Source organism: Thermosphaera sp., assembly GCA_038827615.1.
GTDB lineage: Archaea > Thermoproteota > Thermoprotei_A > Sulfolobales > Desulfurococcaceae > Thermosphaera.
Genome location: JAWBNK010000001.1, coordinates 928,627 through 942,621, shown reverse-complemented (window position 1 = coordinate 942,621; position 13,995 = coordinate 928,627). Strand labels below are relative to the sequence as shown.

Here is a 13,995-nt window from a genome sequence, read left to right as displayed (position 1 = left end):
ACTAAGGGTTGGTACTTTGACGGGTTTACTCGAGCTTGTTGAAGAGGTAGTGTTAAGGTTTATGGAGAGAGATTTCCAGGAAGAGAGCGTTAAAGTTGAAGTAGTCTCTGGTGGATTGAAAATCTTCCTTGAGGAGAGTTATATTGAGTTGATGAAAGGCTCGGAGTACGCTCTTCCCCGATGGCTCGCGTACAAGTTGCAAGAGCAAGGAGTTTGCAAGGTAAAGGACTTGGATGTCACCCTGGAGAAACTGTCCCAACTAGTTTATCTCGAAGAATCATACGCCGGTAAGCTGCAGCTATCCAAGCTTAACGGATATTTCTATACCAGGTTGAAGAGGAGGATAACGGAGCTGGAGAACAAGGTAAAGACGGCGCCAGACTGGAGGATATATGCGGATGAGCTTAAGACGTTCATGGAGTTCTACGATTCTCTAACCAGGGAGAGGGTGAGGAAGATCGTTAATTTTCTACACTTGATCGATATTCCGCAAGAGATCAGTGAGAAGTTGAGCGAGGAGGAGAAGGTTCTCTACTCTCACTTAAAGACCGTTTTCGATATTCACAGGAAGAACTTATCAGTGAGGGGTGGTCATGGAGGCCCAGGTCTCAAAGGATAAGGGTTTAGACGCTCTTTTAGAGTTTCGCAAATTTCTCGAGAAGTTTCAGACGAGAGATGGTGTTGCGAAGTATCAAGATAGAATAAGGCAAATGGTTTACATGAATCAGAAGAGCCTAGTCATCGATTTCGATGATCTCGTTCTTTTCAATAGAGAACTCGCGAGATTTATAACCGATAATCCGGACAAGGGATTGGAGACCGCTAGTCAAGCCATAATGGAGATAATGAGGAAAGCTTACCCAGAATACGCATCTGGCGTGGAGAAATTCTATCCCAGGTTTAGGAACCCGCCTAGAATCTTCAGGATTAGAGAATTGAATAGTGATTATATCGGCAAGCTAGTTGCCCTAGAGGGGATAGTCACAAGAGTCTCTAAAGTTGAGGCAAGGATCGTTAAAGCATTCTACAGGCACGTGGAAAATGAGACTGGAGAATTGCATCAGTTCGTTTATCCAGAACAGGGTGAAATGGGGGAGAGGCTCGAGAGGCCGCTTTCATGCCCAATTTGTGGCAGGGTAGCGAGGTTCGAGTTGGTCCCGGAGAAGAGCAAGTTTGTCGATTGGCAGAAAATAGTAGTTCAGGAGAAACCCGAGGAGATACCCCCTGGTCAGATGCCCCGCAGTGTCGAAGTCATTTTGACAGGGGATTTAATAGACGTAGCCCGCCCGGGAGACAGGGTTATTATCACTGGAGTATTAAGGGTAGCACCGTTCACATCCGTGACGAAGCCATCCGGTCTTAAGCCTTTGTTCTCCTTCTATATCGAGGCAAACCACGTGGATGTCCAGCAGAAGATTCTCGAGGAGATTGAGATCACTAGGGAGGATGAAGAAAAGATCAAGGAGTTAGCCAGGGATCCCTGGATTCGGGAGAAAATAATTGCTAGTATAGCCCCTGGGATTTATGGGCACTGGGATGTGAAGGAGGCAATAGCTCTCTTGTTGTTTGGAGGAGTCCCCAAGATACTTCAAGATGGAACAAGGATAAGGGGCGATGTCCACGTCCTTCTCGTGGGAGACCCGGGTACGGCTAAGTCTCAACTACTCCAGTACACGTCGAGGATAGCTCCCAGGGGGCTTTACACGAGCGGTAAGGGCTCAACCGCGGCAGGTTTGACAGCAACTGTGCTCAGGGATAAAACGACGGGTGAGTACTACCTTGAGGCCGGTGCACTAGTGATAGCTGATGGGGGAGTCGCCTGTATTGACGAGATCGATAAAATGAGGGAGGAGGACAGGAGTGCTATTCACGAAGCATTGGAGCAACAGTCAGTGAGCATAGCTAAAGCAGGAATTGTAGCAAGACTGAATGCTCGCGCATCAGTATTAGCAGCTGGAAACCCGAAGTTTGGAAGGTACGATCTCACTCAACCCATAAGCAAGAATATTGATCTGCCGCCGACCATATTGTCAAGATTTGACTTAATATTCGTTATCCAAGACATACCAAATAAGGATAGGGACAGAATGCTGGCTAAGCATATTCTCGAAGTCCACAGCGACACCGAGCGGGCGAGGCCCCATATAGATCCCCAGTTGCTGAAGAAATACGTAAGCTATGCTAGAAGATATATACGACCCCAGCTAACTCCGGAGGCTAAGAAGCTATTAGAAGACTTCTACGTGAGCATGAGGCTTGCTTCAGTATCAACTGAACCCGGCAAACCATCCGCGATCGCCATAACTCCGAGGCAGTTAGAGGCGCTTATAAGGCTCACTGAGGCAAACGCTAAAATGGCTTTGAAGCAAAAAGCAACCGAGGAAGACGCTCAAGAAGCTATAAGATTAGTGTTGACGACTTTGGTTAAGGTTGGATACGATATTGAGTCTAAAATGATCGATATAGACATCCTTGAAACAGGTACCTCAGCGGCTAGGAGAGAAAAAATTAAAGCGCTGAAGAGCTTCATGGACCAGCTCCTGGACGAGACTGGGGAGATCGAGAGGGCGGAGCTGGTTAAGAGGGCCGTCGAGAAGGGCTTCGAGCGCGAGCTAGTGCTCGAGCAGCTTAGAAAGCTCATCGCAAGCGGCGAGTACTACGAGCCCAGGCCAGGCAAAACAATAGCAAGAGTCAAATAGGAGTATTGGTCAAGCATGCTCTTTGCGAGCAATCCATTCTTTCCTATACTTCCACATTGAGGGCGGAGTCCAGAGTATCCATGCCGGAATCGCCTTGAGAAACTCATATGCCTCCTCCCAACCCTCCAGACCCAGCTTCTCCGCCAGCTCCTCCAGCCCCATTGGAGTCTTGATGTATTCCCTTAAGACTTCCAACACCTTTTCGTCAACAACTATTTCCTTCTCACCAATCTTGACGACATATTCCTGCTCACTGCTCATCACAACCACCTGAAAGCAGTCATTACATTTAACACCTTAATCAGTTTTTAAGGTTTTAAATTATTATTTCACATAACTTTTTAAATACAGTGTATATTGTATTTTTTCATGGAGATTATCATGAGTTTTCAAATCCCGGTTGAAACATCCTGCGAGGAAGAATTTAAAGTACTCGAAACCCACACTGCAAGGCACATCGGTAGCGGCGACGTCCTCGTACTATCGACTCCGAGTATGATAGGCTTCATGGAGTCTGCATCTCTCAGGTGTCTCCAAAAATTCTTGCCGGAAGAGTACACCAGCGTTGGAACCCTGGTCAACATTAAACACCTTAACCCAGCCCCAGTTAATTCCATAGTAAAAGTAAAAACCACGATTAAAAGCGTTGAAGGGAGAAAAATAGTTTTCAACGTGGTAGCAATGGTTAAGGACGTCGTAATAGGAGAGGGCGTTCATGAAAGATTTATAGTCAATAGAAGTAGGTTTGCTGAAAAAGTTAGAGAGCTCTCCTCAAAACTAATGTAAGTTTTTCAATGGGGCCGCCGGGATTTGAACCCGGGATCACCGGCGCTCCGGGCTTACCTGGCCAGCGGGGTAATCACCCCAGGCCGGCATCCTAGCCAGGCTAGACTACGGCCCCTCTTATTTAACATGAAATAATACGAGTATTTAAAACATTTAAGTTTCTATGTATCCAATAGTTTCACTCACCTCTGTTTCTATTTAAACCTTTTGGCATATAATACTTTTCAAAATCATTTTAAAAATCACATTTAGTACTCGTGAAACTATTATGATTTTTTAAAAATGATTGTTTAAAGTATTATTAGTCCTCCATCTTAACTACTGGTATTACTCAATTATTACCTGTACGGTGGCCCCTGATGCCTGTACGCTATATTTGTGGAAACTGTGGCTACATATTATCGATATTTTACGAGGTCGGCCAAGACTATTACGGCGTGCCGACGCCCGAAGAGGTTTATAGGATACATGGGGGTATATGTCCCCGGTGCAAGCATGACCTGGCCATGCCAACGATGAGAGATATAAGGATCACGAGTGCCAGAAAAATCGAAGAGAGAAAGGCCATCCCTATGTCTGGAAGAGCAGGGGAAGTATCGCTACATCATTAATTTAGTCCACACAGTAGATCTTCGACCACGCTGATATCATACGTATCCTTGTATTGTTTCAGCTTGTCGATAACCACGTCCAATCTCCATTTTAAGATTTCCTGGATGGTTTTTCTATGGGGAGACCTGAATACAAGGTGTGAGAAAACGCTCGTCACATTCCTAGGTCTTACGCTTTTCCTCGCGCTCTCCCAATCTATGAGAACGAATCTGTCTTTGCAAACAAGGATGTGATCACCAGGTCTATTCAACTCTCCATGATCAATTCCAAGCTTATCAAGCGTATGCAATCTACGGACTAAGTATTTTAAGGCCTCCGTCAGAGCTGAGGTTCTTCTATCTCTCAACGCGTTCTCTACAAATCTATCGAATGCGATGCACTCGCTCGGCAACAGGTATTCCCTGAAAATATAGTCGTCTCTCTCGATGTAGACGGCTGGGGAAAGACCGGAGGGTTGGGCACTCCTCATCATGTATCCTTCACGTAACAAACTGTCCCTCCTGCTGTCAAGTCTTCTTATCTTTAGGGCGCCGATACCATGCTTCTTGTGTCTAGCGATAACTACTAGTCCAGCATACCCTTTTCCCGCGATCCTTATGTCCTTGAATCTCCACCCTGTCTCCAAGAGGTAGATGAACCCGTCGTTTCTCAATCCGTTTAACCTTTCAGCGATTACGTTGCAATCGCTCAGTGGGAAACAGAGCACTTTCCTCACAAAGTCATCGTTGAGATTCAGCCAATGCACTTCTCCATCCATAACGGTTTCTTCAAAATGAACTCTGCTAGCCATGCCTCCCCCCTTTTCTCAACGATCTCCATAGCTATCTCTGGAGACAGCCTAGTTATTTCTGGAGTGTTTTGCTTCAGATGAGGCGGAACATTGTAAACCGGCATTAACTCCTTTAGCACGGCGACTATATCAGTACTTTTCCTTTTTCTCAAGGACCTGAGCCTGCCATCCTTCCCGATCCATGGACCGTATTCCCCCTCGGCGTGTTTAGCGATAAAACTATCAGATCTTTCCTTCATGGATGCTCTAGGTCCAACATAGAGCTTGTGCGCAGGGAGTTCGCATGATGAAGCTTCGAGGAGTATAAATGCAACGGTTTTCTCATCACTCCATGAAGAGGAATCTATAGGCTCGAAATCATGGTTCTTCAGGGCGTTTACTATATTGTTTTCAACACGCTGGAGCTCCCCCCATAGAACGTCTGGAGGCGGCGGATTGCTTAGCGAGTATTTTAGTACGATAATACATCTTTCCAGGGAGTGCTTCATTATCTCATTGAGCTGTAGTTGGGGTGTGTCTGGTTCGAAGAACCATGTGTCGGGATGTTTGAGAAAACATTTGGATGCAAGAATAAATGTAGACAGAGTTCTAATGCTAACGTTAGCGGTGACGTTTCTCAGAGGATCGACGGGGTCGGGAAGGAATATGACTGACTCCGGATATTTTCTTTTCAACTTGTTCTTCAAATTCTCGGTAAAATCTTCTCCCACAATATTGATGAAAGTAGGAATATCCCATTGAGAAGCCTGTTCGAGCACGTTTCTAAACGATTTGTATTTCGCAATGAGTAGTTCCACAGCGTAGCCGCTGAAACCCTTTGTCTTAAGCTCAGCCCCATAGACTCCTATGGTCTTCATGAATTTCTTCAATAGTCTAACCTGGTCTTTTTCCGCATGGGATAAGACTTGATTAACATAGGTGGTGTGAAAGGGGGTTCTATCCACAGCCGATATTATTTTTCCAGGGTCACTTACTTTAAAAGCCGGGACCAGATCGGCTTCGACACCATTCATGAAGACTCTTACGTAAGGATGCTCGGCGAACCTAAGCTCGTAAGCACCCAGCCTCTTAGCAGCCTCGAGCAAGATGTTGAATCCTTTGGTTTTCAACTCTTCCAGCGATAAAGAGGTTGGGAACAGCACGAAGACGTCTAGATCCCTATCCCCGGACAACCACGTGTCGTGAGCAATGCTGCCCTGGAGGGTGACCTCTACTGCTAATCCGCTGGCCTCACTAACTTCTCCAATAGTGTTTGAGATTCTCTCGAATATGGTTTTAACGAGCTCATATTCCTCCTTACTAGGCTTTATTTTAGCGAGGACCTCTTCCTCTACTATCCACGACATATTATTACCTCGACCCAAAACTATCATAAGGATTACTTGAATGCTTTGAAACATACATCGTTGTAGATCGGTCCTTTAGGCGTTAAAGTGCTCTTCTTCAAAACCACTCTGTCAACGATTGTTATCCCGAAGTCGTAATCTCTAAATGCTTCGATGACCTTGACGAGTCTATCCACGCCCCTACCGCTTTTAACGCGCGCCAAAGTAATGTGAGGGGTAAATTCCTCTCTCTCCCCAGGTATCTTTAAAGCTCGTAAGCCCTTCTCGACGATCTCATACAACTTTGTTAATTCGCTTGATCCCTCGGAGACGCCTGCCCATATGACGCGGGGTCTATTGATCGATGGAAAAACTCCAAGCCCTTTAACCCGCATCTCAAACCTCGGAAACTCTACGTTAGATAATAAGTTGCAAACTTTATCCACGATTTCCTTGGGCACTTCTCCTATAAATCGGAGAGTCAAGTGTATGTTCTCGTCTTCCACTGGTTTCACGTCTGCACCTGTCGAAGTTATTGCATCCCTGACTTCTACCAACTTCTTCAATACTTCCTCATTTCTTACCTCGATGGCTATGAAGATCCTTATCAAATCCCCCGTCATTGGGAACCCTTCGCGATCTCAAATTAGTTATAACCCTCAACGCTTATATACTGTGAACACAGGGAGACGTGTTGAAACTAATACTTGTCGTAGGAATGCCCGGCGCCGGGAAAACCATGGTAATCGATGTCGCAAAACGGCTTGGGATTAAAGTCTACAACATGGGTGACATCGTGAGGGAAGAAGCGTTGAAGCGTTTTAATGAAATAACGCCTAAAACAATGATTGAAACATCAATCATTTTGAGGAGGGAATACGGTTCTAAAATAATTGCGCTTAAGACCATAGAAAGAATAGACAAATCGCTCGATATTGTTGTAATAGACGGCGTTAGAAGCCTTGAGGAGCTCGAAGAGTTCAAGAAGCTTGGCGAGACAATCATAGTAGCAGTACATGCTTCACCGAGAACAAGATTCCAAAGGATCCTGGAGAGGCGTAGACCAGGGGATCCTATTTCATACGAAGATTTCACACTAAGGGATCTCGTAGAGCTTGGATTCGGGGTTGGAAACTTGATCGCTTTGGCCGACTTCATGATTGTTAATGAATCCACTGTGGAGGAATTGGAGAAAGTCTCTCTGGAAATATTTGGGAGATTGGTGAAGAAGGATGGTTAAAATAGAGGTTGAAGCCGAAGTCCGGGCTACTGAGGAGGTTGAGAAGGTTAAAAAAGCTGTGGAAAACGTTTATCGGGGAGACCTCGTTGTAGTGAGGGATGGTGAAAACACGTTTGTGAAGAGTATATCAGTAGATATTGTGTCCCTTGAGCCATTGAGAAAGCTCATTAGAGTTCAGCAGATTGGTCCGGCGGCCAAATCGTATCTCCTAAGAAGAATCAATGATAACCAATTAACGATTCTTCTTCATAAACAGGCAGCTTTTGCTTCCAGAGTCTCGTTCGTTGACGACTCGAGAGAATCCCCCATGGGCCCGATCAAGATCGTGGTTACTGGTGATAACCTTGATGAAGTCGTGAAGTATCTTGCAGATTAATATCTTAAGAACTTGATCAAGTCTCAACGTCTCTCATGGTTCAGGAGAGTAAGATCATGTAATCTTTTGCCACTACTACGTTTCTGAAGAACCTATATGCATCAACGTATAATTCATTATCATCTGAGTATCGGGCGCTAATATGTGTTAAAACCAGAAGCTTTACTCCTGCTCTTGAGGCTATCATTGCGGCATCGCCTGAGGTCGAGTGGCCCTGTTCGTGTGCTTCTTCCCTCATCTCTGAAGTAAAAGTTGCTTCGTGTATCAATATGTCTGCGTTCTTCGAGTATTCTATGGTTGTCGATGCAGGTCCCGTATCTCCCGAGTAGCTTATCACGGTCTTACCAGCCTTGAGTAGAAAACCGTACGCGGGAATTGTGTGAGACACTGGGTATGGAGTAACTGTGATCTTGTCATCAGTATACTCTACTCCCTCGGTGATATCGATGAAACTCAATTGAAAACCTATGTTAAGCAAATGCAACTCCCTATACTTTTCGATCAAAGTGAAAATCTCTTTAGGAGCCATAATCTTCAATGGATCCTTCCTGTTGGAAAGATGCATGGTTTGTATCAGACCAAATAACCCCAGGTAATGGTCGCCGTGAACATGTGTTATAAACACGGCTTTAATCTTCAATGGGCTCAAACCGGCTTTGAACAGCCTAGATTGGCAACCCTCTCCAATATCGAGCAGGTAAATATTTGAATCAGCCTTCACGGCTATGCAAGGTAATCCCCTACTAATAGGTATGGCAGCGCCTGTACCTAACATGAAGACTCTGATGTTCAATCGTGTCTCACCACGTATACTGCCCGGGTCAAACTACTGTGTACGTAATCATAATACTTATTGACGAGATATAATCCCTCCTCCCTCAACTTGTCTTCAACGAAGTATTCAAGGTGAGATGGTGCTATAAAGACAGCATAGGCCTTGGGCTTAACCCAGTCGAGGATCTTGTGAATGAACATAGAATACAGTAAATGTATGCTCTCGCCGTGCGTGCTGGCGCCCCTTCCATAAGGAGGGTCTGTTACGACAGCATCAGCGCCCACGAGCGCGAGCGTTGTTGAGTCCCCCAGGATCGGGATAGCGTTTGAACCATAGTATTTGAGATTAACCAGCATTCCATGAGCGAGACTCCAATCTAGATCAATACCTATTGATGCAATCCCGAAAAATGAAGCAATAATTGGGATGGTCCCCGTTCCCGCGAATGGATCTATTAAAACGTGCCCTGGTCTAACTCTTGCTAGATTCACCATTGCCACGGCGATTCTTGGGTTCAGGGCGATGCTTCTATCGAATGGCTTATAGAATCTGCCCCTCCTCGTCCAGAAGTCCCTATGCTTGTGAGTTTTAACCCCTACCACTACTCTGTTATCCGAGAACAATAACCTGACCTCGCAACCCTTGGAATAATTGAAGCCTAACCGCGTCTTCGATGAAAAAAGGGAGAGATAGGGAGCAACGACGTTCTCGCTGACTGTTTTCTTCATAACTGATGCGTGAATCCAACCCTTCACATCGTTCAAAAATGCTTGTATCTCGAGACGAGGGTTCAGGGGATCATCCTCACCCAGGTAGATCCCAGCCTCTCTCAGAAAACCAGACCTTCTCATGATTACATCGAGAAGTCTTAACGGGACTTCAGTAGTGCATACCATAGTTGTGCACTTCAGCTGATTGTTGAAATCATACGTTTCAAGAAGGGCTTTCAGCTCTCCTATCGCTAATTCCTCATTGGAGCCGTTTAGCACGAAGTAAACGTCGACCTTTTCAAGTCTTTCGTTAAATATCTCATTAATCCATCGACACTCTTCCATGAAGTCTTCTGGGACGTCACTCAACTTTTTCAACCATCTCTTTAATCGCGTCCGATAATCTGTTGGTAATGTCGATGTACTCTATGAGAGGGTCGGAGAGACGGATTCCCAGCGTATCTGCCAGCAAAACTTTTTTCACCCCAGCGGCTTTGATCTTCTCAAGCGCGTTTCCAATCATTAATCCATGGGTTGCTGCTATCACTATGGAGGCTGCGCCCTTGTCTAACAATAGTCTGGACGCCTCGGCCATGGTTCCCCCCGTGCTTATTATGTCGTCGACCATAACCACGTTTTCCCCTTTAATCTCTACTTCACGTGGTTGATATGAAACCTGTCCTGTAACCCTGTCACGAGTCTTGATTAGATAGTCGAATTTTAAGCCTAATTTCCGGGCAGCAAACTCTGCCCTTTTCAAGGCTCCCTTGTCTGGAGCAATTACCACGGGATTTGAGACAATATCCATTGCCTCCGCGACCAACAGGTCTGAAACAAGAATATTTTCTACAAACCCCTCGAACTCGGAGAGCCGCTCAGGGTTATGAACATCAACCGTTAATAGTGAACGAGCCCCCATGGATTTCAATGCTTTCAACACTAAACTAAAAGAAACCGGCTCTCCTGGTAGGAAAATCTTGTCCTGCCTAGAGTAGGCTATGTAAGGTATGATTAAATGAACGCTTTCTGCTCCAGCTCTCATAGCGGCATCTACCAGCATCAATATCTCGACGAGACTCCTGTCTTGCCATGGATACATTGTGTTAATAATCAAGGCTTTCCTGTTCTTCAACTGCTCAGGTGGTTCAATCCTTACGTATTGTTCTCCATCCGGAAACTCCTTGTAATGAGTTTTGATAAGCATACAGTTTAACCGTTGGGCTATTCTCTCGGCTTGGCTAACGTAATTTCTTCCAGGGATTACAACGGCGCTCACTCCCGCATCCCCTGCTTGACTTATTAGGGTATTATTGGTAAAAACCCTTTTAGTGAGAGTAATGGGGTTTGCCCCTGACCAACCTGGAGTTAGAGAGGCCGTTCTATGGGAGCCCGTCTCGAATAAAGTAGTGAAGTGCAATCTATGTCACAGGAGATGTCTAATAGTTCCAGGGGCTTACGGGGCATGTGGAGTCAGGTTTAACCATGATGGGAAGCTTTACACTCTAGTCTACGGCATGCTGACGGCGGCCAACCCGGATCCTATTGAAAAGAAGCCGCTGATGCATTTTCACCCGGGCTCATGTGTTTTATCGATATCAACGGTTGGTTGCAATTTCTACTGTAAGTTTTGTCAGAACTGGTTGTTGAGCCAGTCTCGAAGAGACCGAGTGTATGGAGAGTTATACACGCCGGATGAAGTCGTCGAGGAGGCCGTGTCAAGAGGTTGTGAAGGAATAAGTTACACATACAACGAGCCCACGGTGTTTTTTGAATTCATGTTTGATGTAGCTGTATTAGCTAAGAAGAAAGGGTTGTTCAATACCATGGTGACCAACGGGTATATGACTCCTGAGGCGATAAAGCTTTTGGGTAGTTTGATAGACGCTGCTACAGTGGACTTCAAAGCATCAGGGAATGTAGAATTTTACAGGAAGTACATGGGAGTACCTCAATCAGAACCCATCTACGAATCCTTGATTGAGATGAAGAAACAGGGGTGGTGGATAGAAATCACTGATTTAATAATTCCCGGGATAGGGGATTCCGAGGAGGATTTAGCTAGGTTGGCTGAATGGATCGCAGCTAATTTAGACCCCGAGACCCCCTTCCATCTTCTTAGGTTTCACCCTGAATACATGCTGAACAATATACCGCCCACGCCCGTGAAAACCCTCGAGAAGCTAGCGGAGATAGCCTTCAAGAAGGGTTTGAAACATGTTTATTTGGGAAACGTCTGGGGTCACAAGCTAGAGAACACTTTTTGCCCTTCATGCGGCTCTCTCGTAGTGGAGAGGAGGGGTTTCTATATCAGTAGGTGGGGTTTAACAAAGGATTTTAAGTGTCCAAGGTGTAATTATACTCTAAGATTTAAGGGAGTCTTTCACGATTCCAGATTCAGAGAATCTTTAATCTGGTGGTGAAGATTCCCTACTACATTATTGTTCTCGGTACTGCGGGAAGCGGTAAGACTACGTTGACAGGTATGTTGATGAACTACCTAGATTCGCATCAATTACATGCTTCCATAGTTAACCTGGATCCAGCTGTCGAGGAGCTTCCCTACGAACCCGACGTGGATGTTAGGGAGTGGATTGATGCAAGGGAGATTATGGTTAAGCAGGGACTAGGACCTAATGGTGCTTTAATTGCATCCGTGGATATGTTGGCGTTTAGCATCAATGAGTTGAAAGACCAGGTTGATTCATTGAGGGCAAATTACGTTATAATTGATACTCCCGGACAGTTAGAGATATTCGCGTTCAGAGATTCAGGACCCATAGTATTGAGAACACTTATAGGCGAATCAAAGGCTGCCGCGCTCTTCCTGATTGATGGGCTATACGCGCTGAAACCGAGCAACTTGTTTTCGGCGATGTTGTTGTCCGCTTCAACATTCTTCAGGATAAAGTATCCACAGATCAACGTGTTTACTAAGACAGACCTACTCTCCGAGAGCGAGTTCTCGAGCTTGCTTAGCATGCTTGAAGACCCGGATGAGCTTGCGAGTAAAGTAGTGGGTGATGCTGAAACGTTGCTCATGTGGTCCTCTGAGGAAGTCTATGCGGTTGCAGAGAAATTACACAATTTCGAGTCCATACCAGTATCCAATGTTAATGGACAAGGTTTCGACGACTTGTATGCAAGTATTCAGAGGATAGTTGCCGGTGGAGAGGACTATCTTACGGAGGAGCCGAACCCGGTACTATAGTGTGGCTATTCCGTGCATCGATGGAGACATTTAATATTTATTTTCTTGACGCCTTGATAATCTATACCAAACAGGATTATTGGTTGAGATTATGATAGAAAAGTTCTTCAATCCGGAGTCAGTGGCGATAGTAGGAGCCAGCGATAAGCCAGGAAAAGTTGGAAAAGTCATTCTCGAGAACTTCGTGAAAAAATTCAAGGGAGAGATATACCCTGTAAATCCGAACTACGAGAGCATCATGGGATTGAAATGCTATAAGAAAGTTTCAGAACTGCCTAAAGCGCCAGACCTAGCAGTCATAGTTATTCCCGCTGACGGAGTCCCAGAAGTTCTTGAGGATTTGGGAGAGAAAGGGACCAAGGCAGTGATCATTATAAGCGGAGGGTTTAGAGAGACAAATACTCCTCGAGGCGAGATGTTAGAAAACAAGGTTAAGGAGATAGCCTCAAAATACGGTATAAGGATTGTTGGACCCAATTGCATAGGAATATTTGATAATTGGAGCGGGGTCGACACCTTCTTCCTGCCAGAGGAGAAAATGAAGAGGCCTCCGAGAGGACACGTCGGATTCATAAGTCAAAGCGGTGCCTTCGCATCCGCCCTAATCGATTGGATGGCATACAACAATATTGGGGTTTCGAGGGCAGTGAGCTATGGTAACAAAGTCGACGTAGATGATGTTGACTTGTTAAAGTTCTTTAAGGATGACGAGAAAACAAAGATCGTCCTTATGTATCTTGAAGGATTGAAAACTAACCGAGGTAAAGAATTCATAAGAGTAGCTCGCGAGGTCGTGAAAGTCAAGCCAGTGGTGATATACAAGGCTGGTAAGACGAGCAGGGGCAGCATGGCCGCGGCGAGCCACACGGCAGCTCTGGCTGGCGACTATAGCTTATACAAATCGGCAATAAAACAGGCGGGATTAATAGAGGCAGACTCCTTCGACGATATAATGGATATTACTAAGATCCTCTTGACCCAACCCTTGATGAAGGGTAACAAAGTATACATCGTAACAGACGCTGGGGGCGTCGGGGTAATGTTGACTGACGCCTTAGCAACTCAAGGATTTGAATTGCCTAGGACGCCGCCTGAATTAAAGGAGGAGCTAAAGAGTATTCTCCCCCCTCATTGCATCATTGAAAATCCAATTGACTTAACAGGCGATACTGATGATGAGAGATATATGAAAGTTCTTGAGAAAATCTTGCCGAGGAGCGATGTGGATGCAGTAGTTGTTGTAGCTCTTCCTCAGGTCCCCGGAATAAGAGGGGCGATCGCGGACTACTTGATAGAGTCCAAGAAAAAATATGGCAAGCCAATTATCGCTCTCGCCATTGGCGGCGAGGAGGCCAAGAAGATATCCGAGAAGCTTGAATCTGGAGGAGTGCCAGTGTTCGAGTCGCCTGAAAGAGCTGCGAAAGCCCTAAAAGCATTATATACTTATAGCATGATAAAGAAGAGGTGTGATTAA

At 45.5% G+C, this 13,995-nt stretch carries 16 protein-coding genes and 1 tRNA gene; 9 read left to right on the top strand and 8 right to left on the bottom strand.

All coding sequences use genetic code 11. The annotated features are described in order from the left end of the window. Nucleotides 1-16 precede the first annotated feature (16 nt). Together QXH45_05150 and QXH45_05145 are read left to right on the top strand one after the other, a co-directional pair. Nucleotides 17-619, top strand: coding sequence for a hypothetical protein (locus QXH45_05150; GenBank protein ID MEM2078636.1), 603 nt, complete (start codon nucleotides 17-19; stop codon nucleotides 617-619). Continuing rightward, nucleotides 594-2,699: a minichromosome maintenance protein MCM gene (locus QXH45_05145; protein MEM2078635.1), complete on the top strand. Its 2,106-nt coding sequence runs from the start codon at nucleotides 594-596 to the stop codon at nucleotides 2,697-2,699. The genes QXH45_05150 and QXH45_05145 overlap by 26 nt, the downstream gene beginning before the upstream one ends. Nucleotides 2,700-2,708: 9 nt before the next feature. Here the strand turns inward: QXH45_05145 and QXH45_05140 are convergent, their stop codons facing one another. Further along, nucleotides 2,709-2,960: a hypothetical protein gene (locus QXH45_05140; GenBank protein ID MEM2078634.1), complete on the bottom strand. Its 252-nt coding sequence runs from the start codon at nucleotides 2,958-2,960 to the stop codon at nucleotides 2,709-2,711. 120 nt (nucleotides 2,961-3,080) lie between these two features. Between QXH45_05140 and QXH45_05135 the strand changes: the two genes are divergently transcribed. Further along, nucleotides 3,081-3,485: a thioesterase family protein gene (locus QXH45_05135; protein MEM2078633.1), complete on the top strand. Its 405-nt coding sequence runs from the start codon at nucleotides 3,081-3,083 to the stop codon at nucleotides 3,483-3,485. Between the two features lie 9 nt (nucleotides 3,486-3,494). On the opposite strand, the gene QXH45_05130 is transcribed toward QXH45_05135, so the two are convergent. Further along, nucleotides 3,495-3,600, bottom strand: a tRNA-Pro gene (locus QXH45_05130). Between the two features lie 244 nt (nucleotides 3,601-3,844). On the opposite strand from QXH45_05130, the gene QXH45_05125 reads away from it, so the two are divergent. Continuing rightward, entirely contained in the window at nucleotides 3,845-4,096 is a 252-nt protein-coding gene (locus QXH45_05125; GenBank protein MEM2078632.1) for a hypothetical protein, read from the top strand. On the opposite strand, the gene QXH45_05120 is transcribed toward QXH45_05125, so the two are convergent. From QXH45_05120 to thpR, 3 genes are read right to left on the bottom strand one after another with little or no spacing between them, the layout of a single operon-like run. Then, a complete protein-coding gene (locus tag QXH45_05120; GenBank protein MEM2078631.1) occupies nucleotides 4,093-4,887 on the bottom strand; it encodes a serine/threonine protein kinase in 795 nt (264 codons plus the stop codon). The genes QXH45_05125 and QXH45_05120 overlap by 4 nt on opposite strands. Further along, on the bottom strand, nucleotides 4,830-6,233 hold the full coding sequence (gene cca, locus QXH45_05115) for a CCA tRNA nucleotidyltransferase (protein ID MEM2078630.1): 1,404 nt from the start codon (nucleotides 6,231-6,233) through the stop codon (nucleotides 4,830-4,832). Before cca ends, QXH45_05120 begins: the two co-directional genes overlap by 58 nt. Before the next feature lie 32 nt (nucleotides 6,234-6,265). Beyond that, nucleotides 6,266-6,835 (bottom strand): RNA 2',3'-cyclic phosphodiesterase, encoded by a 570-nt coding sequence (gene thpR / locus QXH45_05110; protein ID MEM2078629.1) that lies wholly within the window; start codon nucleotides 6,833-6,835, stop codon nucleotides 6,266-6,268. 71 nt (nucleotides 6,836-6,906) lie between these two features. On the opposite strand from thpR, the gene QXH45_05105 reads away from it, so the two are divergent. Next, nucleotides 6,907-7,452 (top strand): AAA family ATPase, encoded by a 546-nt coding sequence (locus QXH45_05105; GenBank protein ID MEM2078628.1) that lies wholly within the window; start codon nucleotides 6,907-6,909, stop codon nucleotides 7,450-7,452. Next, a complete protein-coding gene (locus QXH45_05100; GenBank protein MEM2078627.1) occupies nucleotides 7,445-7,828 on the top strand; it encodes an RNA-binding domain-containing protein in 384 nt (127 codons plus the stop codon). Before QXH45_05105 ends, QXH45_05100 begins: the two co-directional genes overlap by 8 nt. A 40-nt stretch (nucleotides 7,829-7,868) precedes the next feature. Here the strand turns inward: QXH45_05100 and QXH45_05095 are convergent, their stop codons facing one another. From QXH45_05095 to prs, 3 genes are read right to left on the bottom strand one after another with little or no spacing between them, the layout of a single operon-like run. Beyond that, a complete protein-coding gene (locus QXH45_05095; protein MEM2078626.1) occupies nucleotides 7,869-8,621 on the bottom strand; it encodes a ribonuclease Z in 753 nt (250 codons plus the stop codon). Continuing rightward, nucleotides 8,618-9,682 carry an RNA methyltransferase gene (locus tag QXH45_05090; GenBank protein MEM2078625.1) on the bottom strand — a complete coding sequence of 355 codons (1,065 nt, stop codon included), beginning with the start codon at nucleotides 9,680-9,682 and terminating at the stop codon, nucleotides 8,618-8,620. The genes QXH45_05095 and QXH45_05090 overlap by 4 nt, the downstream gene beginning before the upstream one ends. Further along, nucleotides 9,675-10,589, bottom strand: coding sequence for a ribose-phosphate diphosphokinase (gene prs / locus QXH45_05085; GenBank protein MEM2078624.1), 915 nt, complete (start codon nucleotides 10,587-10,589; stop codon nucleotides 9,675-9,677). The genes QXH45_05090 and prs overlap by 8 nt, the downstream gene beginning before the upstream one ends. Before the next feature lie 61 nt (nucleotides 10,590-10,650). On the opposite strand from prs, the gene amrS reads away from it, so the two are divergent. From amrS to QXH45_05070, 3 genes are all read left to right on the top strand, one after another. Continuing rightward, complete coding sequence (amrS, locus tag QXH45_05080; GenBank protein ID MEM2078623.1) at nucleotides 10,651-11,733, top strand: AmmeMemoRadiSam system radical SAM enzyme; 1,083 nt, start codon at nucleotides 10,651-10,653, stop codon at nucleotides 11,731-11,733. Next, nucleotides 11,727-12,521, top strand: coding sequence for an ATP/GTP-binding protein (locus tag QXH45_05075; GenBank protein ID MEM2078622.1), 795 nt, complete (start codon nucleotides 11,727-11,729; stop codon nucleotides 12,519-12,521). Before amrS ends, QXH45_05075 begins: the two co-directional genes overlap by 7 nt. Before the next feature lie 91 nt (nucleotides 12,522-12,612). Next, nucleotides 12,613-13,995, top strand: coding sequence for a CoA-binding protein (locus QXH45_05070; GenBank protein ID MEM2078621.1), 1,383 nt, complete (start codon nucleotides 12,613-12,615; stop codon nucleotides 13,993-13,995).

Bases quoted from the DNA above. Each gene is read 5' to 3' on its own strand.
- QXH45_05125 (MEM2078632.1), top strand. From the start codon at position 3,845: ATGCCTGTACGCTATATTTGTGGAAACTGTGGCTACATATTATCGATA.
- QXH45_05135 (MEM2078633.1), top strand. From the start codon at position 3,081: ATGAGTTTTCAAATCCCGGTTGAAACATCCTGCGAGGAAGAATTTAAA.
- amrS (MEM2078623.1), top strand. From the start codon at position 10,651: ATGGGGTTTGCCCCTGACCAACCTGGAGTTAGAGAGGCCGTTCTATGG.
- cca (MEM2078630.1), bottom strand. From the start codon at position 6,233: ATGTCGTGGATAGTAGAGGAAGAGGTCCTCGCTAAAATAAAGCCTAGT.
- QXH45_05100 (MEM2078627.1), top strand. From the start codon at position 7,445: ATGGTTAAAATAGAGGTTGAAGCCGAAGTCCGGGCTACTGAGGAGGTT.
- QXH45_05120 (MEM2078631.1), bottom strand. From the start codon at position 4,887: ATGGCTAGCAGAGTTCATTTTGAAGAAACCGTTATGGATGGAGAAGTG.
- thpR (MEM2078629.1), bottom strand. From the start codon at position 6,835: ATGACGGGGGATTTGATAAGGATCTTCATAGCCATCGAGGTAAGAAAT.
- QXH45_05070 (MEM2078621.1), top strand. From the start codon at position 12,613: ATGATAGAAAAGTTCTTCAATCCGGAGTCAGTGGCGATAGTAGGAGCC.
- QXH45_05140 (MEM2078634.1), bottom strand. From the start codon at position 2,960: ATGAGCAGTGAGCAGGAATATGTCGTCAAGATTGGTGAGAAGGAAATA.
- QXH45_05145 (MEM2078635.1), top strand. From the start codon at position 594: ATGGAGGCCCAGGTCTCAAAGGATAAGGGTTTAGACGCTCTTTTAGAG.